Source organism: Dyella sp. A6 (genome assembly GCF_036320485.1).
In the GTDB taxonomy this organism is placed as follows: domain Bacteria; phylum Pseudomonadota; class Gammaproteobacteria; order Xanthomonadales; family Rhodanobacteraceae; genus Rhodanobacter_A; species Rhodanobacter_A aluminiiresistens.
The window spans coordinates 2204938-2230924 of the sequence record NZ_CP132911.1 but is presented as its reverse complement, the minus strand read 5'-3'; the positions used below and the strand labels follow the sequence as shown (position 1 = coordinate 2230924).

Below are 25987 nucleotides of genomic sequence, written 5' to 3'. Positions count from 1 at the left end.
CAGGATGGAATGAATCAGGCAGGGCCGATATGTCAGCTGCCCTTGAAGCTGGCCTTGCGCTTCTCCAGGAACGCACCGGTTCCCTCGCGCATGTCGTCGGTGGAAAACATCAGGGCAAAGCCCTGCGTCTCGAACTCCAGCCCCTGGTCCAGCGCGGTCTCGCCACCTTGCAGCACGGCGTCGAGAATGCTGGCGGCGGCCAGCGGAGCCGCGGCCGCCAGCTGGTCTGCCAGGGCATCGACGGTTTCGTCCAGCGTCTCGGGTGTCACCATGCGATTGACGATGCCCAGCTCCCAGGCACGCTGCGCGCCGATCGGTGCACCGGTCAGGCACAGTTCCAGCGCCGCGGCGCGGCCAGCCAGTCGCAGCAGACGCTGGGTGCCGCCGAAGCCGGGGATCAGGCCGAGGTTGATCTCGGGCTGGCCGAACCGGGCCTTCTCGCTGGCCACGCGCAGGTGACAGGCCATTGCCAGTTCCATGCCGCCGCCCAGGGCAAAACCCTGGACCCGCGCGATCACCGGCTTGCCGAGTCGCTCGATGGTGCTCATGAGGCGCTGTCCGGTGCGCGAGAAACCCTGCGCCTGGACCGGAGTGTAGCCATTCATCTCGGCAATATCGGCGCCGGCCACGAAGGCCTTCTCGCCTGCGCCGGCGAGAACCACGACGCGAACATCGTCGTCCTGCGCGGCCTGGGTGAAGGCGATGATCAGCTCGTTGAGGGTGTCGCGATTGAGCGCGTTGAGCTTGTCCGGGCGGTTCACCGTGATGGTGCGTACCGCGCCGCGGTTGCCGATTTCGAGGTTGCGATAGGCCATGGGAAGACTCCGACGGGCAAAACAGGCATGGTAGCAGCGGGAACCTTTGTCGCCGCGGGGTTTCTCAGTGCCGTGCGCCGGATGTGCCGGCGCTTGCTGCACGCGGCTGCGGAACCACCTAGGATGTTGCGCCGAGTGTTGGTGCGATGGAGACCGGAATGACACGATTGCGTTGGCTCGCCTTCGGCCTGCTTTTCGTTGCGGCAGCGACGCTGGCGCAACAACGGGTATCCGCGCCGTCATCGCGGCCGTCATCGGTCAAGCTGGACCGGCACAAGTTGTCGTACGCGATCGGTTACCAGATCGGTAGCCAGTTCGCCGATGGCGATCCCAAGGTGGACCTGGCCACCCTGCAGCAGGCGATCCGCGACGCCTATGCCAAACGCCCGCCTTCGGTCTCCATGCAAGACATGCACACCCAGCTGCGCGAACTCGACCAGCAGATGCATGCGCGTGCCGTGGCCGAATTCAAACACATGGCAACGGTCAACCTGGACAAGAGCCGCGCCTACATGGCCAGGAACGCCAAGCGTCCGGGTGTGGTGCAGCTGTCTTCCGGCATCCAGTACCAGGTGATCAAGAAGGGCGACGGCAAGGCCAGCCCCACGGTAACCAGCACGGTCACCGTGAATTACCGCGGCATGCTCACCGACGGCACCGAATTCGACAGCACCTGGGCGCGTGGTCAGCCGGTCAGCTTCACGGTCGACAAGGTCATTCCGGGTTGGCAGGACGTGATCCCGCGCATGCATGTGGGTGACCGCTGGAAGGTGGTGATCCCGCCGCAGCTTGCCTATGGCGAACGCGGTGCGCTGCCGCGGATCGGCCCCAACGAGGCGCTGGTGTTCGACATCGAGCTGCTCGCCATCAAATCCAGCCCGGGAAGCCACTGAGCCGGACCGTGCGGTGGTAGCATGCGGCGGCATGTCGAACGTTCCCCTCGCTTCTCCGTCCCTGCTCACGCCCTGCATCGGTATTTGCCGGCTGGACTCGGCCGGCCTGTGCCTGGGCTGCCGGCGAACCGGCGACGAGATCGCCGGCTGGCGTGACCTGAGCGACGACGAACGACGTCGCTGGATGGACGAGGTGCTGCCCATGCGACCGCCGGCATGATCGATGAGCTTCAGCGCGCCCTGATTCCGTTGAGCGAACCGCCGCCCGGACCGGGCTGGAACCACGCGTCCATGGCCGACTTGCTCGGCGATGTTCCGAGGAAGCCTGCATCGGTGCTGGTTGGTCTGCGCGAGGGTGTGCAACCCCGGGTGATCCTGACCGTGCGCAATGGCCAGCTCAACGCGCATGCCGGGCAGGTGGCCTTTCCCGGGGGCGCCCGCGATGACGCCGATCACGATGCGGTGACCACCGCGCTGCGTGAAAGCGAGGAAGAGATCGGGCTGGACCGCAGGCTGGCCTCGCCGCTCGGGTTTCTCGACGTGTTCGAAACGGTCAGCGGCTTCCAGATCACGCCGGTGGTCGCACGGGTCGATGCGGATGCGCGCCTGCGGCCGTCGCCGGATGAGGTGGACGAAGTGTTCGAAGTGCCGCTGGCATTTTTCCTGGAGCCGGCCAACCTGCGCCACTACGTGATGGACTATCGTGGTCACCGGCGCGAGATGGTCGAATTCCTGCACGGCGGGCATCGCATCTGGGGGGCCACCGCGGCCATGTTGCTGAATCTGCTGCAGAGGATGGGACGCGCATGAAGACCACGCTGATTTCGGCGACCGAACTGGCGGCATGGCCGCCTGGCGATGTGCTGGTCATCGACTGTCGTCAGGATCTGTCCGACCCGGGCAAGGGCGAGCGCGACTACCGCGCGGGACATCTGCCCGGTGCGCTGTATGCCAGTCTCGATCGTGACCTGTCGGATCTGTCCCGCCAGTCGTTGGGTCTGGGGCGTCACCCGTTGCCGCTCGAGTCGGATTTTGCCGCCGTGCTGGGGCGCTGGGGCTGGCGACCCGGGCTGCAGGTCGTGGCCTACGATGCCGCCGGCGGCGCACTGGCCGCTGCGCGGCTGTGGTGGATGATGCGCTCGATCGGCGCGCCTGCGGTCGCGGTGCTCGATGGTGGCCTGGCCGCGTGGCTGGCGGCGGGGCTGCCGCTCGAAACTGGCGTGCCCGATCGCGCGAGCACGCAGGTGGATGTGCACTACGACCCGGCCATGTTTGTGCTCGATCATGCGGCGCTGGCGCAGCGGCTGGTGATCGATGCCCGCGCCGCGCCGCGTTACCGTGGCGATACGGAGCCGCTGGACCGGGTAGGTGGGCACATTCCCGGCGCGCTCAACCGGCCGTTCGCCGACAACCTTGCCGCGGATGGCCGTTTCAGGCCGGCGGACGAACTGCGCCGCGACTTTCTGGGCCTGCTGGGCGAGCGCGAACCGGGTGTTGTCCTGCATTCCTGCGGCTCTGGCGTCACTGCCGGTCACAACCTGCTGGCGATGGAACACGCGGGACTGACCGGGTCAGGCCTCTACGCGCCGTCATGGAGCGGCTGGGTCAGCGATCCGGCACGACCGATAGCCACCGGCGAGGCCTAGGCGAGCCGCGAAGGCACGCCCGGTCCCCGTGATGCCCGGTTCGCTCAGCTGCTTTTGCTCTTGAGCTTGGCCACCAGGCCCTGCAGTGTGGTCTGGGTCTGCGGATGGAAGAAGCCTTCGACGAAGTCGTCGATCGGCAGCGCATCCACGTTCGCCCAGACGTCGACCAGGTCGGCGCGGGCGATCCGGCGGGTGGCAAGCATCGCGTGCGAAGGACGCTTCAGCAGGTCGTCCAGCCACACGCGGGCACGGGTGACGACCAGGTCGACCGCGGTGATCTCGTCCACGAAGCCACAGCGCAGCGCCTCGGCGGCATCGATCATGGCGCCGGCCACCAGCAGGCGTTCGGCGCGGTAGGTGCCGACCACACGGCGCAGCGCGAACTGGATGCAGTCGGGGACGGTCAGCCCTACCTGGACTTCGTTGAGGCCGATCTTGTACGCGCCTTCGGCCATCACCCGGTAATCGCAGAACAGCGCGAGTACCGCACCGCCTGCCGGGCTGTGTCCGCTGATCGCCGCAACCACGGGTATCGGCGAACGCGCCAGCGTGCTGCAGGTCTCGAAGAAGCTGCGCCAGAAGGCATGCACGCCGGCGCGGTCCTGTGACAGCAGGGCCGGTACGTCGACTCCCGCACTGAACATGCCGGGCGCACCGGACAGGATGATGCCGCGCGCGCCGCTCTGGACGGCCTGGTCAATGCTCTCGCGCAGCTTGCGCAGCAGTTCGAGGTCGAGTGCGTTGACCGGCGGCCGGGCAAGGCGGATCTCGGTAACAGCCTCGTGGCGGATGATGTCGAGCATGTGGTACTCCGGGATTCAGGGGCGTGGCTGGACGTCGGCGGACCAGTGGTAGCGCACCGCATAGTTCAGCACGGCCTTGCCATGCGCCGGTACGGCCACGCGGAACTCCAGCAGGTTGGTGGTCTGTCGGCTCGGGGCCTGGCTGGATGAAGCCAGGGTCCACTCGCGCCAGCGATTCGGGTGTTCGCGCACGGTCACCATGCGCGAGGCGTCGCCCGCATTGGTCAGGGTAATGCGGAAGGCTTCGTCCAGGGTGCGGCCCGCAGCGTCGACATGGAACGCGGTGCGTTCACGTTCGGCGCGCAGGTCGAATGTGGTACCCAGGGTGATCGCGGCCTCGCTGCCCTTGGGCGTATCACCGAGGCGACCTTCGCCGATGAATTGGGGTACACCGTTCCGGTCGGCGGTGAGCACACGCAGGTAGCCCGCCGGCAGGCTATCGAATGCCTTCCATTTCAGCGTGTCGATGATGGTGTTGCCGCCACCGCTGCCGTAGTCGCGGTTGAGCATCGGCTGCGGTGGCGTCCAGCTGCCGCCGTTCTCGTACAGCGCGGTGCGCTCGCAGCCGATCGTATGGTCGGTATACAGCGGTACCTGGCTGACGCTGCCGTCCGGCAGATTCACACGGCCGGGCAGGGTGAAACTGCGATAGTCGGCGAGCTGCGACTGCTGCGGCATGGCCTGCGCCGCAGCAAAGTTTGCCTTGGCCTGCATCATCATCGGGCGCGGGCCCGAGTTTCTGGCGAAGTTCGGCTCGCCAGCGATCAGGGTGAGGTGCGTGTCGTTCCAGTTGCGGCCGCTGCGGTTGGCGATGCTGGCGCGTGACTCGAAGCGCATGCGGCAGGTGTTGCCCGGCATCAACGTAGCCACGTAGGCGGCGCGCCAGCCGAGCCCGGAGGTCGGGTAGCTGAGGATGGCTCGTGCCTGGCCGCCATGCCTTGCATCCACGCGCAGCTCGAGCCGCGAGCCAGTGGGGAAACTGCCGCCGTCGGTACGCACCGCTGCGTAGTGACGCACCAGGGTCGTGCCCAGGGTGCCATGGACCAGCAGGCCATCGCCCGCTCTGAGCAGGGTACCGTCGGCCAGCGTCGTACCGTTGCTGCCAAGCACGTGCACCTGGTGTCCGACCAGGCCGGCGAGGGCCGCATCGTTGCCCTGGGCCAGCAGCAGTCGTTGCGACAGTACCTGGGCGTCGCCGCCGGGGAAGCCGAGTGCCATCGCCTCGGCATCGACCTGGTCGGGCAGGTTGTCCAGCACCAGGTCGTGGGTGCCGGAACGCAGTGTCAGCATGCGTTGCTCGCGGATCACCGCATAACCGCCGTCGACATCGCCCTGGCCGCTGCTGGTGTAGAGCGCCGCATTGTCGCTGCGGTAGAGCGTGATGCTCGGCCCGGTGGTGTTTTGCGCCAGCGCCGCACCGCTGAACAGGGCGATGCAGGTCAGGGCGATGGTCATGCGTGGTGAACTCGACATGGGTGTGCTCCATCCTGGGGACAGCCCATCATAGCCGGCGGGCACGGTCACTCCTGTGAACACCACAGGTCCCACGGCACACACAAAGCGCATGTCGTGACAGCTAAGTGCAGTATGTTGCGATGCAACTTGTCACGATCTAAATTTGCGGGAAGCATAGGCTCGCGAAGGGGATGCGGGTTCGCGTGGCATATGGGCATACGGGAGCCCGGGGAGAACTCATGCGGAAGTGGGGGCGACTGATCGAGCTGATCACGGGTATGCCCGGTGCCGCGGCAAACGCCGAGCGTGGCGCATGATGCTGCATCGATGCGCGTCCCGGACGGCGGAGCCGGATGTGGCGCCTCGGGCCATCGCTGCAGGACTTCGTGCACGCAGGGGGCATGCCATGAGTGGCCGGCGTTCCGGCCCGGATGGCATCGAACCTGGCTTGCCGGCATCGAGCCGGACAGTCGTCCACTCGATCAGTGCGGATATGAATGCAAAAACAGTGACGCTGCTAGCCATCGGTCAGGCCGTGGCGTTTTCGCAACAGGCGGAGGGTTTGCAGCTGACGCTTCCGGCATAGCCGGAAGATCTGCATGCCTGCGCCTATCGCATCGGGACAGGAGGCCATCAGATGCAGTTGCAGTGGAGCGCGGTGTCACCAGGGCGTGCGCAGGGGAGTGCGTGCGTGCGGCGGTACCGCGGTTAGGGGCAGACCGGCATTTCGGAAGTCGGCAGAAGACGCGCGGGGATCTCCAGGCCAGTCCCGTGCGAAACATGTGAAAAGCAGGATTTGAATCGATTTAGATGACGTCGTGAAGTTCCGTCCAGCCCATTGGACGAGTTGGCAGGGAGCGGCACCCGGGTCGGGATGCCGGACATCAAAACACAGGGTTTTCACGGGGAGGTTCAACCATGCGCAGTGAAGATTTTCATCGCAGTCTGCTGGCCAGTTCGCTGGCCCTGGCATTGATGGCACCGCAGGCATTCGCACAGGGATCGGCTGGCACGGCGACCCAGGACACGACGCCTTCGGCCACGCAACCGGCGTCCAGCAGTGCGCCGAGCACGAAGAAGGCGATACAGCTCAAGAAGGTCATCGTCACCGGCTCGCTGATTCCGCGTTCGCAGATCGAGGGCGCCGCGCCCGTGGTCGTGATCACCGCCCAGCAGATCAAGGCACAGGGTTTCACCACGCTGTACGAGTTCCTGGACGCCCTGCCGCAGGTGGCGCCGCCCGACTGGCGCACGCGTGAATCGACCTGGGGCAACACGGCCGTCAACGCGCGGCCGATCAACCTGCGCAACCTGGGTGCGGACCATAGCCTGCTGCTGATCAACGGCCGGCGCGTGGCGGATTACCCGATGCCAGGCAATGGCGGCCAGAGCACCTTCCAGAACTTCAACAACATCCCGACCGGCATGATCGACCACATCGAGGTGCTGGCCAGCGGCGCATCGTCGATCTACGGTTCGGACGCGGTGGCCGGCGTGGTCAACGTGATCCTGAAAAAGCGCTACCAGGGCGACCATCTGGAAGTGACCGGTGGCGGCGCCACGCGCGGCGGCCGCAACTACGACAACTTCAATTTCGTGGGTGGCCGTTCGGGCGACAACTGGCATGTCATCTACAACCTGCAGCACACCAACCGCTCGCCGCTGTGGGGGCGCGACCGGCCGTATACCGCGTCCGATGCGGATGCTGGCTACGGTGCCTGGAACCCGAGCCAGCGCATGTTCGGCTACGTGCGCGCGGACGGCCTGCAGCTGCAGAATGGCAGCGGCAACTACATCACGCCGCCGGTCGGTGCCTGCAGCGGTTTCGGCAATAACTTCATGCGCCAGGATCACAAGACGGTGGCCACCAGCGGCGACACGGTGGACACCTCGAACATCACCGATCAAGGCGTCTCGTGTACCGAGCAGCAGGTCTATGGCAACTGGGTGCTGACGCCGGGCCTGCGCAACGACGACCTCTACGTGGCGGGCGGTTACGACTTCAAGGACAACCTCGAGGCGTATGCATCGGTCGGCCTGTGGGACACCGTCGGCATTTCCAACAGCCAGTTGCCCTACCTGTATCCGATGGCGGGCCTGCCCAACAATTTCTACGACAAGACCACGGGGCAGGTCATCACCAGCTATGGGCGCCAGATCACGCCACAGGAGATCGGCGATTACGCCAATACGCGCGACTACGAACAGAACTGGGATATCCATGCCGGCCTGAAGGGCACGTTCATGGACGACCGCTTCGCCTGGGACCTGAACCTCGGCAGCAACAAGTACATCGTCCACGAGCACTACACCGGCCTGAACGAACAGGGCATGTTCAATTACTTCTTCGGGCAGCAGCAGGGCACGACCACCATCAATGGCACGACCTATCCGGTGTACGCGCTGAACAGCAACCGGTACTGGCAACCGATGTCGGTTTCCGATTACCGCTCGTTCGCCGTGTGGGGCGTGAACAGTGCGTCGACCTGGATGAATTCGGCCGAGTTCAACGTCAATGGCGACCTGTTCAATACCTGGACCGGCCAGCCGATCGGCTTCGCTGGAGTGCTGGAGGCCAACCACCAGGGTTTCCTGCTCTCGCCCGATCCGCGCGGCAACACCACGACGTTCGGCAACCCGTGGCAGAACTACATCACCGGCGGCGGTACCCGTAACCGTCTCTCGGTCGCCACCGAGTTCCGCGTGCCACTGGCTGACACGCTGACCTGGAGCATTTCGGGTCGCCTCGACCGCTACCGTGACGCCAGCATCGCCGACATCGCGCGTACCTGGGGCACCGGTATCGAATGGCGCCCAGTCAACGGCCTGCTGATCCGCGGCACCTACGGCACCAACTTCCATGCGCCGGACATGCAGGCGATCTACCTGCAGGCGTCGCAGCAGACCGTCGGTGACTATGCCGATCCCCTGCAGTGCATCAAGACCGGCGACCGTTCCTGCCAGAACTACCAGCATTCGACCTACTTCACCCAGTACTCGGGCGGCAGCCGCAACCTACTGCCGGAAACCGGTCATTCGTGGACCTATGGTTTCGTCTGGGACATTCCGTGGGTGAGCGGCCTGACCGTGTCGGCCGACTACTGGCACATGGGCATCGACAACGCGATCAACTGGATCGACCTGGGCACTGCGCTGACCGACGAGGCGGGCTGCCTCACGGGTCTCACCACCAGCGGCGGCGCCTACACGGCACATCCGCTGGGGTCGGAATACTGCCGCGAGGCCATCGCCAATGTGCGGCGTGATGCCAGCGGCAACATCCTCAGCGTCACCACCGGCCCGATCAACCAGGCTTCGCTCTACGTCAGCGGCGTCGATGGCGATCTGACCTACAAGAAGATGACCGATCACTGGGGTGCGTTCGCGTTCGACCTGAACTACACCGACAACCTTTCCTACAAGGAGCGCACGCGACTATCCGATCCGCTGCAGAACACGCGCTACAACTTCCCGGCGAGCAAGATCGTCGCCAGCCTGCATTGGCGCAAGGGGCCGTGGGACGCCACGCTGGCCGAACGTCGCACGGGTGGCGTGCGTGCCAACAACTATGGCGGTTGCGAGGTGCTTCCCAACGGCATCCAGCCGGGGGTGGGCGACCCGCAATGCGTGATGTTCTACGGGCATCTGGCGCCGTGGATCGTGTGGAGCGGCGCGGTCTCCTATCGCCTCACGCCCAAGCTCAAGCTGGGCCTCAATGTGTCGAACATCTTCAATCGGGTGGGCCAGATTCCGTATTACGCGGGCGGCTTCGAATTCATTCCGCGCGGAATGGGTGAGGATTACACCGGGCGCGAAGTGTTCATGACGCTCGACTGGAAGATCGACTGATCCACGCGTGAAAGCGGGCGGAGCCGGCCCTCAACGGTTCCGCCCGCTTTCGCGAGTGGCTTGCTTCGAATCCCCGATCGCTTCGGAACGACCCGATGTCAAAACTGTTCTGGGCCATGTGCGTGCAGGCCCTGTTGATCGTGTCCGCCACGTGCATGGCTACCGGCGTGGACATTCTGCCCAGGCCCCAGCATCTGACGATGGAAGCGGGGCATTTCCGGCTTGCGGCCGGCACCAGTCTGCAGGTGCACGGCGACGCGCGTACGCACGAGGTGGCCAGCTTCCTGCGCAAGGCCGTGCGGGCGCAGGTCGGTATCGACCTGGTGCGTGGTCGACACCCCGGGCGTATCGTGCTGCGGCTCGATGCGTCCATCCGCGGCGATGAAGCCTATCGGCTGACGATCGACCCGGCCGGCGTCGTGATCGCGGCGTCCACCGACAAGGGACTGTTCTGGGGTGTGCAGACGTTCCGCCAGTTGTTGCCGCCGCATGCGCATGCGCCCGTCGAGCTGCCGTCGTTGCGCATCGACGATGCGCCGGCCTATCCCTATCGCGGTGTCATGCTCGACGTCAGCCGGCATTTCTATCCGGTGAGCTTCATCGAAAAGCAGCTCGACCTGCTCAGCTACTATAAGATCAACACCTTCCACTGGCATCTCACCGACGACCAGGGCTGGCGCATCCAGATGCCGCGCTATCCGAAGCTCACCCGCATCGGCGCCTGGCGTACCGAAAGCGATGGCACGCGCTACGGAGGCTATTACACGACGGCGCAGATCCGCGCGGTGGTGGCCTATGCGCGTCAACGCAATATCACGGTGATTCCCGAGATCGAGATGCCTGGGCACAGCTCGGCGGCACTGGTCGCCTATCCCGAACTGGCCTGCGGCAAACCGCCTCGCATGGTGCCGACGAGCTGGGGCGTGTTCGACAGCATCGACTGCGTGGGCAAACCGGGGACCTTCGTCTTCCTGCGCCGCGTGCTCGATGAAGTCACGTCGCTGTTTCCGTCGCCCTATGTGCATATCGGCGGCGACGAAGTCCCGAAGGACCAGTGGCATGACTGCGCATCGTGCCAGCGCCTGATGCATGCGCAAGGACTCAAGAACGAAGACGGTCTGCAGAGTTATTTCATCCGGCGCATCCAGCGCGACCTCGAACGTCGCGGGAAAACCCTGATGGGCTGGGACGAAATTCTCGAAGGCGGTGCCGACACGCACGCGATCATCGAGTCCTGGCGCGGCCCGGACGAGGAGGCCAAGGCCTTGCGCAACGGCAATCGCGTCGTGGTGGCCGGGCCGTTCTATCTGGACCGACCCCTCGACACGTTGACGACGCAGGATGTCTATCGCATCGACATCGCCAGCGACACGCGTTCGGCGACGGCCACGCAGCGACAGGTAAACGACGCCGTGTTCCGCGCACATCGCGCACAGATCCTGGGTGGCGAGGCACCGCTGTGGAGCGAGCACGCCAATCCGCGCAACGCCGAGTCGAAGCTCTATCCGCGGCTGCTGGCGTTCGCGGAAAACCTCTGGAGTGGTGGCGGCCGCGGCGATCGCGCGTGGACGGACTTCCAGCAACGTCTGCAGGCGCAGTATCCGCGACTGGATGCCTGGCGTGTGGCCTATGGCCCGCAAGACCAGCCGGTGGTCAGCTATGCCATCGCCGAATTGCCTGACGGCGGCGGTTGGCGACTCGATGCGCGGCGCGGATTCGCCGACCTGGTCAACCACTACACCCTGGATGGGCGCACGCCGATCGCGGCATCGCCTGCGTTCACCGATACGGTGGTGCTGCATCGGGCCGGCATGCTGAAGGTGGTGCCGTTCCGGCATGGTATGCCCTACGACAACCCGGTGCGCTTCCAGCTGTTGGATAGCCTGGCGGTCGGCAAGCCGATCACCTTTGCGCAACCGGCGTCGGCGCCTTATGCGCCGGGTCGTGTATTGGTGGACGGGGTTCTCGGCAGCAATGATTTCCACGATGGTCGCTGGGCGGCATGGCACAACGATGATCTCGACGCCACCATCGACCTGGGGCGCGTCATGCCGGTTCACGAAATCCGCACGCGTTTCATGCAGGCCGTCGGTTCGCGCATCCTGCCGCCGCAACGGCTGCGCTTCATGGCGTCGGACGACGGTCGTCACTGGCACACCTTGCTGACCGAACAGCCCGGGGCCGACCTGTCCAGTCGGCGCACCGTGATCTACCGATTCGCATACCGGCCGCGACGTCCGTTCGCGGCGCGCTATCTGCGCCTGGCCGCCGACCGTTACACGGATGCGACGCTGCCGTCCGGCTTTCCGGGCGGCGCGGCGGACATCTGGCTGTTCGCGGACGAGATCGTCGTGAAGTAGGCGACAGGGCAGGACGTAAGGCCCTGCTGGCTAGCCGGCAATTTCGCGGATGGATTCGGGCAGCGGCACGGGGCGGCCGGTCGCCGGGTCCATCCACACCATCACCACGTGGCCGTCGCAGTACAGGCGCTCGCTATCTTCGGCATCGACCAGTCGATGGGCAATCGTCATCGAGCTGTTGCCCATGCGTTCGCAGAACAGCTCCACCTGCAGTTGCGCGGGCCACTCGATCGGACGGCGGTAATTGAGCTGGGCAGCGGCCATCACCGGCATCGCGTGATCGTCGAACCATGGGCCGGGCACGTGGCTCAGCCACTGCAGACGTGCCTCTTCCAGGTAGGTCAGGTAGTTCGAGTTGTTGACGTGGTTGAAGGCATCCAGGTCACGCCAGCGTGCGGTCAGCTCGGCCACGTACAAGGGTTTCGCGGTGTTGTCTTGCGTGGCTGCTTCCGCTGCGACAGCGGCTGGTTGCGTCGTGGCCGGCGAGGCGCTGGCTTTCGCCGCGGGCGTCGCGGCCTTGCGGCGGCGGGTGGGCTTGGGTGGTGTGCTGTCGGCGGTGCTCATGAGGTTTTCTTTTTCCCACGCATCGGTTTGTGCTTGTCGGCCGAGGCGATGTGCTTGAGGGTGGTCTTGCTGCGCTTGGTCGTGGCCTTGGCCGGACGTGCAGGCTTGAGGTGAGGCGCGAGGAAGCGGCCGGTATGCGAGCCGGCAGTGGCGGCGACCTGCTCGGGTGTGCCCGAAACCAGGATGCGACCGCCACCGGCACCGCCCTCGGGTCCCAGGTCGACGATCCAGTCGGCGGTCTTGATCACGTCCAGGTTGTGCTCGATCACCACTACGCTGTTGCCCTGGTCGACCAGCTGATGCAGCACGTCGAGCAACTGTTCGATATCGTGGAAGTGCAGGCCGGTGGTCGGTTCGTCGAGGATGTACAGCGTGCGGCCGGTGTCGCGTTTGCTGAGCTCCTTCGACAGCTTCACGCGCTGGGCTTCGCCGCCGGAAAGCGTGGTCGCGCTCTGGCCGAGCTTGATGTAGTCCAGCCCCACCGCGCGCAGGGTATCGAGCTTGCGCGCGATGGTGGGCACGTTCTCGAACAGCTTCAGCGCGTCTTCCACCGTCATGTCGAGCACGTCGGCGATGGTGTGGCCCTTGTACAGGATGTCCAGCGTTTCGCGGTTGTAGCGCTTGCCGTGGCAGACGTCGCAGGGCACGTACACGTCGGGCAGAAAGTGCATTTCCACCTTGATCATGCCGTCGCCCTCGCAGGCTTCGCAGCGACCGCCGCGCACGTTGAAACTGAAGCGGCCTGGCGTGTAGCCGCGTGCACGTGCTTCCGGCACCTGCGCGAACATCTCGCGCAGCGGCGTGAACAGGCCGGTGTAGGTGGCGGGGTTCGAGCGAGGCGTGCGGCCGATCGGCGACTGGTCGATGTCGACCACCTTGTCGAACAGATCCAGTCCCTGCACCGATTCGAACGGCGCCGGCTGCGTGCCGGCGCCATTGAGCTCGGCGGCGGCGAGGCGGAACAGGGTGTCGTTGACCAGGGTGGACTTGCCCGAGCCGGACACGCCGGTGACGCAGGTGAACAGGCCGGCCGGTATCGCCAGGTCCACGTTCTTGAGGTTGTTGCCGCTGGCGCCCTTCAAGTGCAGCCAGGCGTCGTCGTCGATCGGCTGGCGACGCTCGGTGGGTACCTCGACCGCGCGCTGGCCAGAGAGGAATTGCCCGGTGATCGAACGCGGCGCGGCGAGGATGTCTTTCACCATGCCCTGTGCCACCACTTCGCCGCCGTGCACACCTGCGCCAGGGCCGATGTCGAGCACGTGGTCGGCCATGCGGATGGCGTCCTCGTCGTGCTCGACCACGATCACTGTATTGCCCAGGTCGCGCAGGCGCGTCAGCGTGCCGAGCAGACGCTCGTTGTCGCGCTGGTGCAGGCCGATCGACGGCTCGTCCAGCACGTACATCACGCCGACCAGGCCGGCGCCGATCTGCGAGGCGAGGCGGATGCGTTGTGCTTCGCCGCCGGACAGGGTGTCGGCCTGGCGGTCCAGGGTGAGATAGTTCAGGCCCACGTCGTTGAGGAAGGTGAGCCGCTCGCGGATTTCCTTGACGATCTTCGCCGCAATCTCGCCACGCCAGCCGGTGAGCGAAAGTCCCGCGAAGAATGCCAGCGCGTCGTCGATCGACTGGCGGGTAAGCACCGGCAGCGCCTGGTCGGCCACGAACACATGGCGCGCCGAACGGTTCAGACGCTGGCCTTCGCATGCGGGGCAGGGCTGGTCGCTGATGTACTTCGCCAGTTCCTCGCGCACCGCGGAGGATTCGGTTTCCTTATAGCGTCGCTCCATGTTGGGCAGGATGCCCTCGAAGGGATGCTCGCGGGTGACCTTGCCGCCACGTTCGGTGAGGTAGCGGAAGGCGATTTTTTCCTTGCCGCTGCCGAACAGGATCGCCTGCTGCACGGTCTTCGGCAGGTCCCGCCAGTGCGCGTCGACATCGAAGCCGTAATGCGCGGCCAGCGACTGCAGCATCTGGAAATAGTGCGGGTTGCGCCGGTCCCAGCCACGGATCGCGCCGCCGGCCAGCGACAGTTCGGGGTGGTTGACCACACGCGCGGGGTCGAACACCTGGGTCACGCCCAGGCCGTCGCAGGATGGGCAGGCGCCGACTGGCGAATTGAACGAGAACAGGCGTGGCTCAAGTTCCGGCAGCGAGTAGTCGCACACCGGGCAGGAGTAGCGCGAGGAGAGCAGTTGCTCCTTCGCGGAAGGGTCATCCATGTCGGCCAGGATTACCAGACCGTCACCCAGCCGCAGTGCGGTCTCGAACGATTCGGCCAGGCGCTGCTTGATGTCGTCGCGCGGACGAAAGCGGTCGATCACCACCTCGATGGTGTGCTTGATGCGCAGGCCCAGCGGCGGCACGGCGTCGAGATCGAACACCTGGCCGTCCACGCGGGCCCGCACGAAGCCCTGCGCGCGCAGCTGCTCGAACACCTGCACGTGTTCGCCCTTGCGCTCGCGCACCACCGGGGCAAGCAGCATCCAGCGCTTGTCCGCGTCCAGCGCCAGCGTGGCATCGACCATCTGGCTCACCGTCTGTGCTTCCAGCGGGATGCCGTGGTCGGGGCAGCGTGGCGTGCCGACGCGGGCGTAGAGCAGGCGCAGGTAGTCGTAGACCTCGGTGATCGTGCCGACGGTGGAACGCGGATTGTGCGAGGTGGACTTCTGTTCGATCGAAATCGCCGGCGACAGGCCTTCGATATGGTCGACGTCGGGCTTCTCCATCATCGACAGGAACTGCCGTGCGTAGGCGGACAGCGACTCCACGTAGCGTCGTTGTCCTTCGGCGTAGATGGTGTCGAAGGCCAGCGAGGACTTGCCTGAGCCGGACAGGCCGGTGATCACGATCAGCTTGTCGCGGGGCAGGTCGAGGTCGATGTTCTTGAGGTTGTGCGTACGTGCGCCGCGGATGCGGATGGTGTCCATGCGGAGGGGGTCGCAGGGGAAAAGCGAACTATATCAAACCGTGCAGGACAGTTATTTGTCGTCATACATCGTGCGTGCCTGTATATGCCCGGTAGGATGCAATGAGGAATAATGAAGGTTCGGCAGCCCCTATCCAGGCTGCAGCAACGGGAGAAAGGAGAGTATGACGATGCGCAAATGGGCAGTGGCAATGAGTGCCGGGTTGCTGTTGACGTGCGGTATGGGGCAGGCGGCGATGGCCGCGCAGCCCAGTGCGGAACAGGTGCGGCAGCTGATGCAGGTATTCAACGTGGGCAAGATGTTCAGCCAGATGAATGCGCAGATGGCAGGCGTGATGGGTCAGCAGCTGCCATGCGTGCCGGCCAGTTACTGGCAGAACTTCATCGACGCGCAGGGTGTGAAGCAGCTGACCGATCGCATGATTCCCGTCTACCAGAAGCAATTCACGGCCAAGGACGTGGCGGGGCTGCTCAAGTTCTACCACTCGCCGCTGGGTCAGAAGGTCATCGCAGTGATGCCCGAGACCATGGCCGAAGGCATGCAGATCGGGCGCCAGTGGGGACGCGAGCGGGCCCTGCAGATGATGGGCGAACTGCAGAAGGAGGGGAAGGTGAACGCCCAGGGCCGTTGCCCGGCCAGCCCTTCCGCCGGCGCGTCGTCCCTGAAAGGCAACTAGGCGATCGGGCTGCCACCGGGGTGGGTTGGCAGTTCCCTGGACTGGTCAAGGATTGACCACGCCGGTGGTTTGTCGTTAGAATCCCGAGTTCACCCGGGCACAAAGCCCGGGTTGAATCCCAAGAGAATAACGACAGAAGGGTCATTCCCATGAGTTACGCAGTCATCAAGACCGGCGGCAAGCAGTACCGGGTGCAGCAGGGCGACGTCCTGCGCGTCGAGCTGCTGAACGCCGACGAAGGCGCTTCCGTGAGCTTCGATCAGGTGTTGCTGGTCGGCGAAGGCGAGTCGATCACCGTCGGTGCGCCGACCGTGGCCGGCGCCACCGTGTCCGCCACCGTGCGCAAGCATGGTCGTGCCGACAAGGTGCGCATCATCAAGTTCCGCCGCCGCAAGCATCACAAGAAGCAGCAGGGCCACCGCCAGCACTTCACCGAAGTCGAGATCACGGGCATCAACGCCTGAGCAACTGGAGCATTGAGTCATGGCACATAAAAAAGGCGTAGGTTCCAGCCGCAACGGTCGCGATTCGAACCCGAAATACCTCGGCGTGAAGATCTATGGCGGCCAGGCGGTCGAAGCCGGCAACATCATCGTGCGTCAGCGCGGCACCAAGTTCCATGCCGGTACCGGCGTGGGCCTGGGTCGTGACCACACGCTGTTCGCCCTGGTCGACGGCAAGGTCGAATTCAAGACCCGTGGCGACAAGGGCCGCAAGTTTGTCGACGTCGTGCAGGGCTGAGTTCCTGTCGCGTTGCTGCAAGGGCCCCGCTCCGGCGGGGCCTTTTGTTTTTTGAGGCGGTGCGGAATGCCGGGAGCGGGGAGTCCGCCGTTTCCGGGTAACCTAGTCCCGCACGCCATGTTCCATGGTTCCAGCTCACGGCCTTGCCCATGAAATTCGTCGACGAAGCGATCATCAAAGTCCAGGCCGGTGACGGCGGCAACGGTTGCATCAGCTTCCGGCGCGAAAAATTCATTCCGTTCGGCGGTCCTGACGGCGGCGACGGCGGCTCCGGCGGCTCGGTGTGGCTGGTGGCCGACGAGGGTCTGAACACCCTGATCGATTTCCGCCATCAGCGCAGCTTCAAGGCGCAGCGCGGTCAGAACGGCATGGGTAGCGACATGTACGGCAAGGGTGGCGAGGACACCACCATCCGCGTGCCGGTGGGTACCGTGGTCACCAATGTCGATACCGACGAGACGATCGGCGACCTCACTCTGCATGGCCAGCGCCTGCTGGTGGCGCAGGGCGGCAAGGGCGGCCTTGGCAACATCCATTTCAAGAGTTCGGTGAACCGTGCGCCGCGCAAGTCCACGCCGGGTACGCCGGGCGACGTGCGCGAGCTGAAGCTGGAGCTGAAGCTGCTGGCCGATGTCGGCCTGCTTGGTTTCCCCAACGCGGGCAAGTCCACCTTCATCCGGGCTGTTTCCGCGGCGACGCCCAAGGTTGCGGATTACCCGTTCACCACGCTGCACCCGAATCTGGGTGTGGTCAGCCTGGGGCCGGAACAGAGCTTCGTGATCGCCGATATTCCCGGCCTGATCGAGGGCGCTGCCGAGGGGGCGGGCCTGGGCATCCAGTTCCTCCGCCATGTCTCGCGTACGAGTCTGCTGCTGCACCTGGTGGATATCGCGCCGATCGATGGCAGTGAGCCGGTCGAACAGGTGCGCGCCATCGAGCAGGAGCTGGCGCGGTTCGATCCCGAGTTGCTGCAGCGGCCGCGTTGGCTGGTGCTCAACAAGGAAGACGTGTTGCCAGAGGACGAGCGCCAGTCCCGTGCCGAAGCCATCGTGAACGCTCTTGGCTGGACGGCGCCCTGGTTCCTGGTGTCGGCTATCGCGCGCGAGAACACGATGGCGGTCTGTCGCCAGGTGCAGCGCTTCTTCGAGGCGCAGCGCGAGACGGCGGCGGGACGTGTCGACATGCTGCCCGGCGATGTACGACTTCGGGACGACGGTACGCAGGCATGAAAAAAACGCACCCATGAGGCGCGTTTTTCATGCCGTGACGATGCATCGGGTGTCGTCGCCGCAACGAAAAAGCCGGCGCATGCGCCGGCTTTTCTGCATGCGATGACCGGACGGCTTACGCCAGCTCGCGGATCTTCGCATTCAGGCGGCTCTTGTGGCGAGCAGCCTTGTTCTTGTGGATCAGGCCGCGGGCGGCATAGCGATCCATTACCGGCTGGGCGGCGGCAAAGGCCTCGACGGCCGCAGCCTTGTCCTTGGCCTCGATGGCCTTGACGACCTTCTTGAGCGCGGTGCGCACCATGGAGCGGGCGCTGACATTGCGCAGGCGGCGCTGCTCGGACTGGCGCGCACGCTTCTTCGCGGACTTGATGTTGGCCAAGGTAGAACTCCGGAATGGCTTGAGGTGTGGAAAAAGACGCACGATTATGCGTGCAATGATCTGGCACGTCAAGCACTTGGGTGCGCCAGATACAGGCCGGGCCAAAGGCTCCGGGATACAGCGTCCCTATTGTGCCACGGTCTGGCCCGACACAGGACGCCTGCGGGCTGTCAAACTACCGGCCTTTGCGCGCACGCGCCGCATCCTGAAGGTGTCCACGACCGCATGAAGTCCCCCAGCATGCTCCGCGGGCTGCTCTCGTTCAGCAGCATGACCATGGTTTCACGCGTGCTGGGGCTGGCACGCGACATCGCAATGAGCCACGTGTTCGGCGCCTCGGCGGCGACCGATGCCTTTGTCATCGCCTTTCGTATCCCCAATTTCATGCGCCGCCTGTTCGCGGAAGGCTCCTTTTCCACGGCCTTCGTGCCGGTATTCACCGAGGTCAAGGAAACACGCAGTCATGCCGAGTTGAAGGAACTCACGGCGCGGGTGGCGGGGACTCTCGGCGGCGTACTGCTGGTCGTCACCGCGCTGGGCATGCTGTTCGCGCCGGAACTGGCCGCGGTCTTCGCGCCGGGCGACGTGCACGACCCGCATAAGTTCGGGCTGATCGTCAGCCTGTTGCGCTTGACGTTCCCGTACCTGCTGTTCGTCTCGCTGACGGCCCTGGCCGGCGGCGCGCTGAACAGTTTCCACCGCTTCGGTCTGCCGGCGATGGCGCCGGTGATCCTGAACATCTGCATGATCACGGGGGCGTTGTGGCTGGCGCCACGGCTGCAGGTACCGATCATGGCGCTCGGCTGGGCCGTGCTGGTGGCGGGGGTGCTGCAGCTGTTGTTCCTGCTGCCTGCATTGCGCGGACTGAATCTGCTGAGTCTGCCGCGCTGGGGCTGGCGGCACCCGCTGGTGCGCCGGATCATGCGTCTGATGGTGCCGACCCTGTTCGGGGCCTCGGTAGGCCAGCTCAACCTGCTGCTGGATACCATTCTGATCACCCTGCTGGTCACCGGTTCGCAGACCTGGATGTATCAATCCACCCGTTTCCTCGAACTGCCGCTTGGTGTGTTCGGAGTAGCGCTTGGGGCGGTGATCCTGCCGGCACTGTCGCGTCACCATGTCGGCACCGATCGTGCGGGTTTCTCGAAGGCGCTGGACTGGGGGGTGCGCATGACCCTGCTGATTGCGGTGCCGGCGACCTGCGCACTGCTGCTGCTGGCCGAGCCGCTGGTCAGCACGTTCTTCCAGAACGGGCATTACACCGCGTTCGATACCCGCATGACCTCGTGGTCGACCATGGCGTTGTGCTGTGGCGTGCCTGCCTACGCACTGGTGAAGGTGCTGTTGCCGGCGTTTTACGCGCGCCAGGATACGCGCACGCCAGTCCGCGCGGCGGTGGTGTCGCTGGTCAGCAACATGGTCTTCAACGTGTTGCTGGTGGGCCTGCTTTATGAGCTATGGACAACCCCGGTCCAGCGTCAGGATGGCTGGCTGCATGGTCTGGCCCATGTGCCCGGACTGCACGTGGGTCTGGCGATCGCCAGCGTGCTTTCCAATTACCTGCAGTTCGCGCAGCTCTGGTACTGGCTGAAGCGTGCCGGTGTCTACGACCCGCAGCCGGGCTGGCTGCGGCACTGGTCACGCCTGGGCTTTGCCTGCGCGGCAATGGTGGCGGTGCTGCTGGTCGGGCGCTGGTGCTGGCCGCACTGGACCACGGTGCCGGTGTGGACGCGCGTGTGGCACCTGGCGGTGCTGGTGCTGACCGGTGGCGCGACCTATGTGGCAGGGCTTTTCGTCTCTGGCCTGCGCCTGCGCGACCTGCGCGCCAGTTGACCCCGAAGGCCCGCAGTCGGCCCGTACGCTCGCCCCGTGTCGGCGCATGAGTGTCGGCGCCTGACGGGGCGGCCCGTTATACTCACGCCATGATGAGACTTGCCCGGGATACCGCGGGGCCATGCCTGGCTCCGCGCGGCAGCGTGATCGCGGTTGGCGCTTTCGATGGCCTGCACCGAGGACACCAGGCCTTGCTGGCCGAGGTGCGCGTGCGCGCGGCCGAGCTGGGTTGCGCACCGGTGGTGGTGAGTTTCGAGCCGTTGCCGCGCGCCTTTTTCTCGCGCGAGCCGTTGCCGCGCCTTTCCAGCGTGCGCGAAAAGCTGCAGGGGCTCGGCGCCGCAGGTATCGAGCAGACCCTGCTGTTGCGCTTCAATGCCGCGCTGACCGCGATGTCCGCCGAGGACTTCGTGCGGCAGGTGCTGGTCGGGCGCCTGGCTGCACGGGAGGTCTGGGTGGGTGCCGATTTCCGTTTCGGCCACGGCCGTGCCGGTGACGTGGCGATGCTGGAGCGGCTGGGCAGTGAGCTCGGCTTCACCGCGCGAACGATGCCGTCGGTGCTGCTGGATGACAGCCGCGTCTCGGCCAGCCGGGTGCGCCTGCTGCTGGCCGCTGGCGAGTTTGCCGGGGCGGCGGCTCTGCTGGGGCGCCCGTTCGTGATCGAGGGCCGGGTCGAGCGGGGTAACCAGCTCGGTCGCACGCTGGGGTTTCCCACCGCCAATATCCACCTGCATGACCGGGTGAGCCCGGTACAGGGCATTTTCGCGGTGCGCGTTGGGCTGGGCGAAAGCGAATGCAGCTGGCCGGGTGTGGCCAGCCTGGGCGTGCGTCCCACCGTGAACCAGGTCAGCGAGCCACTGCTGGAAGTGCACCTGTTCGATTTCGCCGGCGATTTGTATGGCCGGCGCATGGCGGTGGAGTTTGTGGCCAAGCTGCGCGACGAGCAGAAATTCGACGGGCTGGATGCATTGAAGGCGCAGATGGATCATGATGCGCGCTCGGCCCGGGAAATCCTGGGCATGAATCCGGTACTGGCCCGCGCATGACTACCCGCGACACGTCCAATCCGAAATACGCCAACGATGGCCGCGTCCGCGCCGTCGTGACGATCATTATTATTTGAGGCATCCGCCCGCAGCGCGAGCGCCTGTCGCCGCGCGCGTCGGGCGGTAGAACGGCGCTTCGGGGTCCGGTCGAGGGCATCGGGGCGAGACAACGACGAGGCCGTCATGGCGACGGCCCACAGATGGCACCCGAAGCGATGACCAAGGACTACAAGAGCACCATCAACCTGCCGCAGACGGATTTCCCGATGCGCGGCGACCTGCCCAAGCGCGAGCCGGGCTGGCTGGCCGAGTGGGAGCAGGTGGGGCGTTATGCGCAGATCCAGGCGGAGACTGCCGGTCGCGACAAGGCTTTCGTGCTGCATGACGGCCCGCCCTATGCTAACGGGGCCATCCATATCGGTCATGCCGTCAACAAGATCCTCAAGGACATGGTGGTGCGCTCGAAGCTGATGGCTGGCTATCGCGCGCCGTACGTGCCGGGCTGGGACTGCCACGGTCTGCCGATCGAAATCGCCGTGGAAAAGCAGCATGGCAAGCCGGGCGAAAAGCTCGATGCCCGTGCCTTCCGCCAGAAGTGCCGCGAGTACGCCGCCGAGCAGGTCGATACCCAGCGTGCCGGGTTCAAGCGACTGGGTGTGCTGGGCGACTGGGAGAACCCGTACCGCACGATGGACTTCAAGTACGAAGCGTCCATGGTGCGCGCGCTGGCACGTATCGTCGGCAATGGTCATGTGGTGCGCGGCGCCAAGCCGGTGTACTGGTGTTTCGACTGCGGCTCGGCGCTGGCCGAGGCGGAAATCGAGTACGGCGACAAGACCTCGCCGGCGGTGGACGTGGCCTACGATGCGGTCGACGCCAAGGCCCTGGCGGCGAAGTTCGGCGTGGATGCCGGTGATGCTATCGTCGCCATCCCGATCTGGACCACCACGCCATGGACGCTGCCGGAAAGCCAGGCCGTGTCGCTGGGTGCCGAGCTGGAATACGCGCTGGTGGAAGGTCCCGCGCGCGACGGTCGTCGCGTGCTGCTGGTGGTCGCCGCCGCGCTGGTGGACAAGGCGCTGCAGCGCTATGGCATCGAGTCGCCCGTGGTGCTGGGACATGCGGTCGGCGCCGCACTCGACGGCGTGCAGCTTCGTCATCCGTTCTACGAACGCATCGTTCCGGTCATCCTTGGCGACCACGTCAGCGCCGAGGACGGTACCGGTGCGGTACATACCTCGCCCGACCATGGCGTGGAAGACTTCGTGGTCGGCCGCGAAAACGGCATCGGCCTGCTCAACTATATCGGCACGCGCGGCACCTACCGTGAGGACACGCCGAAGGCCGGCGAACTCGACCTGGCCGGCATGCACATCTGGAAGGCCAATGACGCCATCGTCGAGCTGCTGCGTGCCCGCGGCGTGCTGCTGGCGCACGCGAAGATCGAGCACAGCTACCCGAACTGCTGGCGCCACAAGACGCCGGTGATCTACCGCGCCACGCCGCAGTGGTTCATCGGCATGGAACAGGCCGGCCTGCGCGCCACCGCGCTGAAGTCGATCAAGGACGTGCGCTGGGTGCCGGGCTGGGGCGAAGAGCGCATCGCCGGCATGGTGGCCGGTCGTCCGGACTGGTGCATCAGTCGCCAGCGCACCTGGGGGGTGCCGATCGCGCTGTTCGTGCACAAGGCGACGCAGGAGCCGCATCCGGATTCCGTGGCGCTGATGGAACAGGTAGCCGGGCGGATGGAGCAGGGCGGCATCGACGCATGGTACGACCTGGACCCGGTCGAGCTGCTGGGCGATCAGGCGAAGGACTACGACAAGGTCACCGATGTGCTGGATGTCTGGTTCGACTCCGGCGTGACCCATTTCGGCGTGATCGGCCAACGACCGGAACTGCAGCAGGGCGACGCGCACGAATACAAGGTGATGTATCTCGAAGGCTCGGACCAGCATCGCGGCTGGTTCCAGTCCTCGCTGCTCACTTCCAGTGCGATCCATGGCCGCGCGCCCTACGACGACGTGCTCACCCACGGTTTCACCGTGGATGCGCAGGGTCGCAAGATGTCGAAGTCGCTCGGCAACGTGGTGGCGCCGCAGAAGGTGATGGACACGCTGGGTGCCGACGTGCTGCGCCTGTGGGTGGCATCGGCCGACTACCGCAACGAGATGAGCGTCTCCGACGAGATCCTCAAGCGCGTGTCGGACAGCTACCGCCGCCTGCGCAACACCGCGCGCTTCCTGCTCGGCAACCTGGATGGCTTCGATCCGACCAAGCACCTGGTGAAGGTCGAGGACAGCCTGCCGCTCGACCAGTGGGCGGTACAGCAGGCCTACGATGTGCAGCAGGCGGTGGTCGCCGCCTACGAACGTTACGACTTCCCCGAAGTGGTGGCACGCGTGCAGAACTTCTGCACCAACGAGATGGGCGCGCTGTACCTGGATATCACCAAGGACCGCCTCTACACCATGCCGACCGACAGCCACGGCCGGCGCAGCGCGCAGAGTGCGATGTACCGCATCGCCGAGGCGCTGGTGCGCTGGCTGGCGCCGATCCTGGGCTTCACCGCCGAGGAGATCTGGCGTCACCTGCCCGGCGAGCGCGGCGAGAGCGTGCTGTTCGAAACCTGGTACGACGGTCTGGTGTCCACGCAGGGATCGCCCGACCAGCGTCGCTGGTGGACCGATCTGCTGGCGGTTCGCGAAACCGCGGCACGGGTGCTCGAAGGCATGCGCAAGGCCGAACGCATCGGCGCCGCGCTGGAGGCGAAGCTGGCCATCCATGCGGACGAGGCCACCGTGGCCCGTTACGCGCCTGCGATGGACGAGCTGCGCTTCTTCTTCATCACTTCCGACGTGCGCCTGGACAAGGCCGGCGGTCAACCCGAAGACGCGGTGCTTACCGAGCTGGAAGGTGCCGATGTGTGGGTCTCGGCCACGGTCAGCGAGGCGGCCAAGTGCGTGCGTTGCTGGCATCGCCGTGATGATGTCGGTCAGCACGCCGATCATCCGGAACTCTGCGGTCGCTGCGTCAGCAATGTGGATGGCGCCGGCGAAACGCGGCGCTGGTTCTAGCGAACGGTTTGCCATCCGGCTGGTCTGTCAGTCACGCCCATGCCCGGCCGCGCTCCGGTGCGGTACGGGTTCGCACCGATCCATTGAGTGAGATTCATGATCCGCAAATCCAATGCCTTGCCCTGGTTGCTGCTTTCCGTCGTGGTCATTGCGCTCGACCAGTTGAGCAAGTGGTGGATGGTGCACGCGCTGCATGTTGCAGGCGCTTCACGTGCGGTGATCCCGGGGTTCCTGAACTGGACACTGGTCTACAACCGTGGTGCGGCCTTCAGCTTCCTCACCCATGACAGCGGCTGGCAGCGCTGGCTGTTCGTGGTGCTGGCGGTGGTCATCTCTGCCTTGTTGATCGTATGGCTGGCGCGCATCGCCCGACGCGAATGGCGCACTGCCATGCCGCTGGCGCTGATCATCGGCGGCGCGCTGGGCAACCTGATCGATCGCCTGCATGCCGGGCAGGTGACCGACTTCATCGACGTCTACTATCGGCAGTGGCATTACCCGGTGTTCAACCTGGCCGACTGCGGCATTACGGTAGGTGCGGTGATGCTGGTGGTGTTCGGCACGTTCGGCGGCAAGTCCGAAAACGGCGTGCGATAATCGCGACCTGCTCCCGGTGCGGCGGACGCGCAGGGAGGGCGGGGCTCCGGGTATCGACCCGCTGGCCTCCGGTTTTCATTGCTGGCGGGCCTGTTCCTGCCGTGGTCTTCAATCATGGACATCCTTCTCGCCAATCCGCGCGGTTTCTGTGCTGGCGTCGACCGCGCCATCGCCATTGTCGACCGTGCGCTGGAAGCCTACGGCGCGCCGATCTACGTGCGTCACGAGGTGGTGCACAACCGTTACGTGGTGGACAAGTTGCGCCACGACGGCGCGGTATTCGTCGAGGAACTGGACGAGGTGCCCGACGGAGCCACGGTGATCTTCAGTGCCCACGGCGTATCCCGGGCCGTGCGCGACGAGGCCGAGCGACGCGACCTGAAAGTGTTCGATGCTACCTGTCCGCTGGTGACCAAGGTGCACATGGAGGTGGCGCGGCTGGGGCGCGTGGGTCGCAGCGTGGTGCTGGTCGGTCACGCGGGGCATCCCGAGGTCGAGGGCACCATGGGGCAGTGGAACACGGCGCATGCCGGCGAGATCCTGCTGGTGGAGTCGGTGGAAGACGTCGACACGCTGGTGCCAAGGTTTCCGCACCTGCTTTCCTATGTCACGCAGACCACGCTGTCGGTGGACGACACCAAGGCGATCATCGCCGCGCTGCGCGCGAAATTCCCTGACATCGAAGGTCCGCGCAAGGACGACATCTGCTACGCCACGCAGAACCGCCAGGACGCCGTGCGGCGGCTGGCCGATGCGGTGGACCTGATGCTCGTGGTCGGTTCGGTCAACAGCTCCAACTCCAACCGCCTGCGCGAGCTGGCCGAGAAGCAGGGCGTGCGCGCGTACCTGATCGATGGTGCCGACCACATCGATCGCGCATGGCTCGAAGGCGTCAAGCGCATCGGCCTGACCGCCGGTGCTTCGGCCCCGGAGAAGCTGGTGCGTGACGTGATCGCCCGCCTGCAGTCGTGGGGCGGCGGCGATGTGCGCGAGCTGGATGGCGAGCCGGAAAACATCGTTTTCGCGTTGCCCAAGGAGCTGCGCGTGGTCGATGGTGTGGCGCCGGTGCGTACCTGAGCGCTACGCCATTAGTGGCGGTC

Annotated in this window: 21 protein-coding genes; 15 read left to right on the top strand and 6 right to left on the bottom strand. The window is 65.5% G+C overall.

What is annotated here, in order from left to right:
• Window positions 1-32 precede the first annotated feature (32 nt).
• On the bottom strand, window positions 33-815 hold the full coding sequence (locus tag RA164_RS09945) for an enoyl-CoA hydratase/isomerase family protein (RefSeq protein ID WP_329740693.1): 783 nt from the start codon (window positions 813-815) through the stop codon (window positions 33-35).
• Window positions 816-973: 158 nt separating this feature from the next.
• Here RA164_RS09945 and RA164_RS09940 point away from each other — a divergent pair, with 158 nt between their 5' ends.
• From RA164_RS09940 to RA164_RS09925, 4 genes are read left to right on the top strand one after another with little or no spacing between them, the layout of a single operon-like run.
• Window positions 974-1708: an FKBP-type peptidyl-prolyl cis-trans isomerase gene (locus tag RA164_RS09940; RefSeq protein ID WP_329740692.1), complete on the top strand. Its 735-nt coding sequence runs from the start codon at window positions 974-976 to the stop codon at window positions 1706-1708.
• A 31-nt stretch (window positions 1709-1739) separates the two neighbouring features.
• The gene (locus RA164_RS09935) at window positions 1740-1928 is read left to right on the top strand and encodes a DUF1289 domain-containing protein (RefSeq protein ID WP_329740691.1); all 189 of its coding nucleotides are present in this window, start codon (window positions 1740-1742) and stop codon (window positions 1926-1928) included.
• Window positions 1925-2518 carry an NUDIX hydrolase gene (locus RA164_RS09930; protein WP_329740690.1) on the top strand — a complete coding sequence of 198 codons (594 nt, stop codon included), beginning with the start codon at window positions 1925-1927 and terminating at the stop codon, window positions 2516-2518. The genes RA164_RS09935 and RA164_RS09930 overlap by 4 nt, the downstream gene beginning before the upstream one ends.
• On the top strand, window positions 2515-3354 hold the full coding sequence (locus tag RA164_RS09925) for a sulfurtransferase (protein WP_329740689.1): 840 nt from the start codon (window positions 2515-2517) through the stop codon (window positions 3352-3354). The genes RA164_RS09930 and RA164_RS09925 overlap by 4 nt, the downstream gene beginning before the upstream one ends.
• A 44-nt stretch (window positions 3355-3398) precedes the next feature.
• Here the strand turns inward: RA164_RS09925 and RA164_RS09920 are convergent, their stop codons facing one another.
• A complete protein-coding gene (locus tag RA164_RS09920; protein WP_329740688.1) occupies window positions 3399-4157 on the bottom strand; it encodes an enoyl-CoA hydratase/isomerase family protein in 759 nt (252 codons plus the stop codon).
• Window positions 4158-4172: 15 nt separating this feature from the next.
• Window positions 4173-5630 carry a DUF4139 domain-containing protein gene (locus tag RA164_RS09915; protein ID WP_329740687.1) on the bottom strand — a complete coding sequence of 486 codons (1458 nt, stop codon included), beginning with the start codon at window positions 5628-5630 and terminating at the stop codon, window positions 4173-4175.
• A gap of 900 nt (window positions 5631-6530) precedes the next feature.
• On the opposite strand from RA164_RS09915, the gene RA164_RS09910 reads away from it, so the two are divergent.
• Window positions 6531-9461 carry a TonB-dependent receptor plug domain-containing protein gene (locus RA164_RS09910; protein WP_329740686.1) on the top strand — a complete coding sequence of 977 codons (2931 nt, stop codon included), beginning with the start codon at window positions 6531-6533 and terminating at the stop codon, window positions 9459-9461.
• Window positions 9462-9556: 95 nt separating this feature from the next.
• Complete coding sequence (locus tag RA164_RS09905) at window positions 9557-11821, top strand: glycoside hydrolase family 20 protein (protein ID WP_329740685.1); 2265 nt, start codon at window positions 9557-9559, stop codon at window positions 11819-11821.
• A gap of 30 nt (window positions 11822-11851) precedes the next feature.
• On the opposite strand, the gene RA164_RS09900 is transcribed toward RA164_RS09905, so the two are convergent.
• Together RA164_RS09900 and uvrA are read right to left on the bottom strand one after the other, a co-directional pair.
• Window positions 11852-12385: an acyl-CoA thioesterase gene (locus RA164_RS09900; protein WP_329740684.1), complete on the bottom strand. Its 534-nt coding sequence runs from the start codon at window positions 12383-12385 to the stop codon at window positions 11852-11854.
• Window positions 12382-15312 carry an excinuclease ABC subunit UvrA gene (gene uvrA, locus RA164_RS09895; RefSeq protein WP_329740683.1) on the bottom strand — a complete coding sequence of 977 codons (2931 nt, stop codon included), beginning with the start codon at window positions 15310-15312 and terminating at the stop codon, window positions 12382-12384. Before uvrA ends, RA164_RS09900 begins: the two co-directional genes overlap by 4 nt.
• A gap of 169 nt (window positions 15313-15481) precedes the next feature.
• Between uvrA and RA164_RS09890 the strand changes: the two genes are divergently transcribed.
• From RA164_RS09890 to cgtA, 4 genes are all read left to right on the top strand, one after another.
• Window positions 15482-15988: a DUF2059 domain-containing protein gene (locus tag RA164_RS09890; protein ID WP_329740682.1), complete on the top strand. Its 507-nt coding sequence runs from the start codon at window positions 15482-15484 to the stop codon at window positions 15986-15988.
• A 149-nt stretch (window positions 15989-16137) separates the two neighbouring features.
• On the top strand, window positions 16138-16452 hold the full coding sequence (gene rplU, locus RA164_RS09885; RefSeq protein WP_329740681.1) for a 50S ribosomal protein L21: 315 nt from the start codon (window positions 16138-16140) through the stop codon (window positions 16450-16452).
• Between the two features lie 19 nt (window positions 16453-16471).
• On the top strand, window positions 16472-16729 hold the full coding sequence (gene rpmA, locus RA164_RS09880; protein ID WP_329740680.1) for a 50S ribosomal protein L27: 258 nt from the start codon (window positions 16472-16474) through the stop codon (window positions 16727-16729).
• A gap of 149 nt (window positions 16730-16878) precedes the next feature.
• On the top strand, window positions 16879-17958 hold the full coding sequence (gene cgtA, locus RA164_RS09875; protein ID WP_329740679.1) for an Obg family GTPase CgtA: 1080 nt from the start codon (window positions 16879-16881) through the stop codon (window positions 17956-17958).
• 115 nt (window positions 17959-18073) lie between these two features.
• Here cgtA and rpsT read toward each other — a convergent pair whose 3' ends face one another.
• Complete coding sequence (gene rpsT, locus RA164_RS09870; protein WP_017460878.1) at window positions 18074-18337, bottom strand: 30S ribosomal protein S20; 264 nt, start codon at window positions 18335-18337, stop codon at window positions 18074-18076.
• Window positions 18338-18577: 240 nt separating this feature from the next.
• Between rpsT and murJ the strand changes: the two genes are divergently transcribed.
• The 5 genes from murJ (at window position 18578) to ispH (ending at window position 25964) form a co-directional block, all read left to right on the top strand.
• Window positions 18578-20170, top strand: coding sequence for a murein biosynthesis integral membrane protein MurJ (murJ, locus tag RA164_RS09865; protein ID WP_329743526.1), 1593 nt, complete (start codon window positions 18578-18580; stop codon window positions 20168-20170).
• A gap of 89 nt (window positions 20171-20259) precedes the next feature.
• Window positions 20260-21213: a bifunctional riboflavin kinase/FAD synthetase gene (locus RA164_RS09860; RefSeq protein WP_329740678.1), complete on the top strand. Its 954-nt coding sequence runs from the start codon at window positions 20260-20262 to the stop codon at window positions 21211-21213.
• A 215-nt stretch (window positions 21214-21428) separates the two neighbouring features.
• Entirely contained in the window at window positions 21429-24290 is a 2862-nt protein-coding gene (gene ileS, locus RA164_RS09855) for an isoleucine--tRNA ligase (RefSeq protein ID WP_329743525.1), read from the top strand.
• 96 nt (window positions 24291-24386) lie between these two features.
• On the top strand, window positions 24387-24887 hold the full coding sequence (lspA, locus tag RA164_RS09850; protein WP_329740677.1) for a signal peptidase II: 501 nt from the start codon (window positions 24387-24389) through the stop codon (window positions 24885-24887).
• Between the two features lie 114 nt (window positions 24888-25001).
• Window positions 25002-25964, top strand: coding sequence for a 4-hydroxy-3-methylbut-2-enyl diphosphate reductase (gene ispH / locus RA164_RS09845; protein ID WP_329740676.1), 963 nt, complete (start codon window positions 25002-25004; stop codon window positions 25962-25964).
• The last annotated feature ends 23 nt before the right edge of the window (window positions 25965-25987 follow it).

Excerpts from the sequence above, each read along its gene's own strand:
- RA164_RS09945 (WP_329740693.1), bottom strand. The coding sequence starts at position 815 with ATGGCCTATCGCAACCTCGAAATCGGCAACCGCGGCGCGGTACGCACC.
- RA164_RS09940 (WP_329740692.1), top strand. The coding sequence starts at position 974 with ATGACACGATTGCGTTGGCTCGCCTTCGGCCTGCTTTTCGTTGCGGCA.
- RA164_RS09935 (WP_329740691.1), top strand. The coding sequence starts at position 1,740 with ATGTCGAACGTTCCCCTCGCTTCTCCGTCCCTGCTCACGCCCTGCATC.
- RA164_RS09930 (WP_329740690.1), top strand. The coding sequence starts at position 1,925 with ATGATCGATGAGCTTCAGCGCGCCCTGATTCCGTTGAGCGAACCGCCG.
- RA164_RS09925 (WP_329740689.1), top strand. The coding sequence starts at position 2,515 with ATGAAGACCACGCTGATTTCGGCGACCGAACTGGCGGCATGGCCGCCT.
- RA164_RS09920 (WP_329740688.1), bottom strand. The coding sequence starts at position 4,157 with ATGCTCGACATCATCCGCCACGAGGCTGTTACCGAGATCCGCCTTGCC.
- RA164_RS09915 (WP_329740687.1), bottom strand. The coding sequence starts at position 5,630 with ATGTCGAGTTCACCACGCATGACCATCGCCCTGACCTGCATCGCCCTG.
- RA164_RS09910 (WP_329740686.1), top strand. The coding sequence starts at position 6,531 with ATGCGCAGTGAAGATTTTCATCGCAGTCTGCTGGCCAGTTCGCTGGCC.
- RA164_RS09905 (WP_329740685.1), top strand. The coding sequence starts at position 9,557 with ATGTCAAAACTGTTCTGGGCCATGTGCGTGCAGGCCCTGTTGATCGTG.
- RA164_RS09900 (WP_329740684.1), bottom strand. The coding sequence starts at position 12,385 with ATGAGCACCGCCGACAGCACACCACCCAAGCCCACCCGCCGCCGCAAG.
- uvrA (WP_329740683.1), bottom strand. The coding sequence starts at position 15,312 with ATGGACACCATCCGCATCCGCGGCGCACGTACGCACAACCTCAAGAAC.
- RA164_RS09890 (WP_329740682.1), top strand. The coding sequence starts at position 15,482 with ATGCGCAAATGGGCAGTGGCAATGAGTGCCGGGTTGCTGTTGACGTGC.
- rplU (WP_329740681.1), top strand. The coding sequence starts at position 16,138 with ATGAGTTACGCAGTCATCAAGACCGGCGGCAAGCAGTACCGGGTGCAG.
- rpmA (WP_329740680.1), top strand. The coding sequence starts at position 16,472 with ATGGCACATAAAAAAGGCGTAGGTTCCAGCCGCAACGGTCGCGATTCG.
- cgtA (WP_329740679.1), top strand. The coding sequence starts at position 16,879 with ATGAAATTCGTCGACGAAGCGATCATCAAAGTCCAGGCCGGTGACGGC.
- murJ (WP_329743526.1), top strand. The coding sequence starts at position 18,578 with ATGCTCCGCGGGCTGCTCTCGTTCAGCAGCATGACCATGGTTTCACGC.
- RA164_RS09860 (WP_329740678.1), top strand. The coding sequence starts at position 20,260 with ATGATGAGACTTGCCCGGGATACCGCGGGGCCATGCCTGGCTCCGCGC.
- ileS (WP_329743525.1), top strand. The coding sequence starts at position 21,429 with ATGACCAAGGACTACAAGAGCACCATCAACCTGCCGCAGACGGATTTC.
- lspA (WP_329740677.1), top strand. The coding sequence starts at position 24,387 with ATGATCCGCAAATCCAATGCCTTGCCCTGGTTGCTGCTTTCCGTCGTG.
- ispH (WP_329740676.1), top strand. The coding sequence starts at position 25,002 with ATGGACATCCTTCTCGCCAATCCGCGCGGTTTCTGTGCTGGCGTCGAC.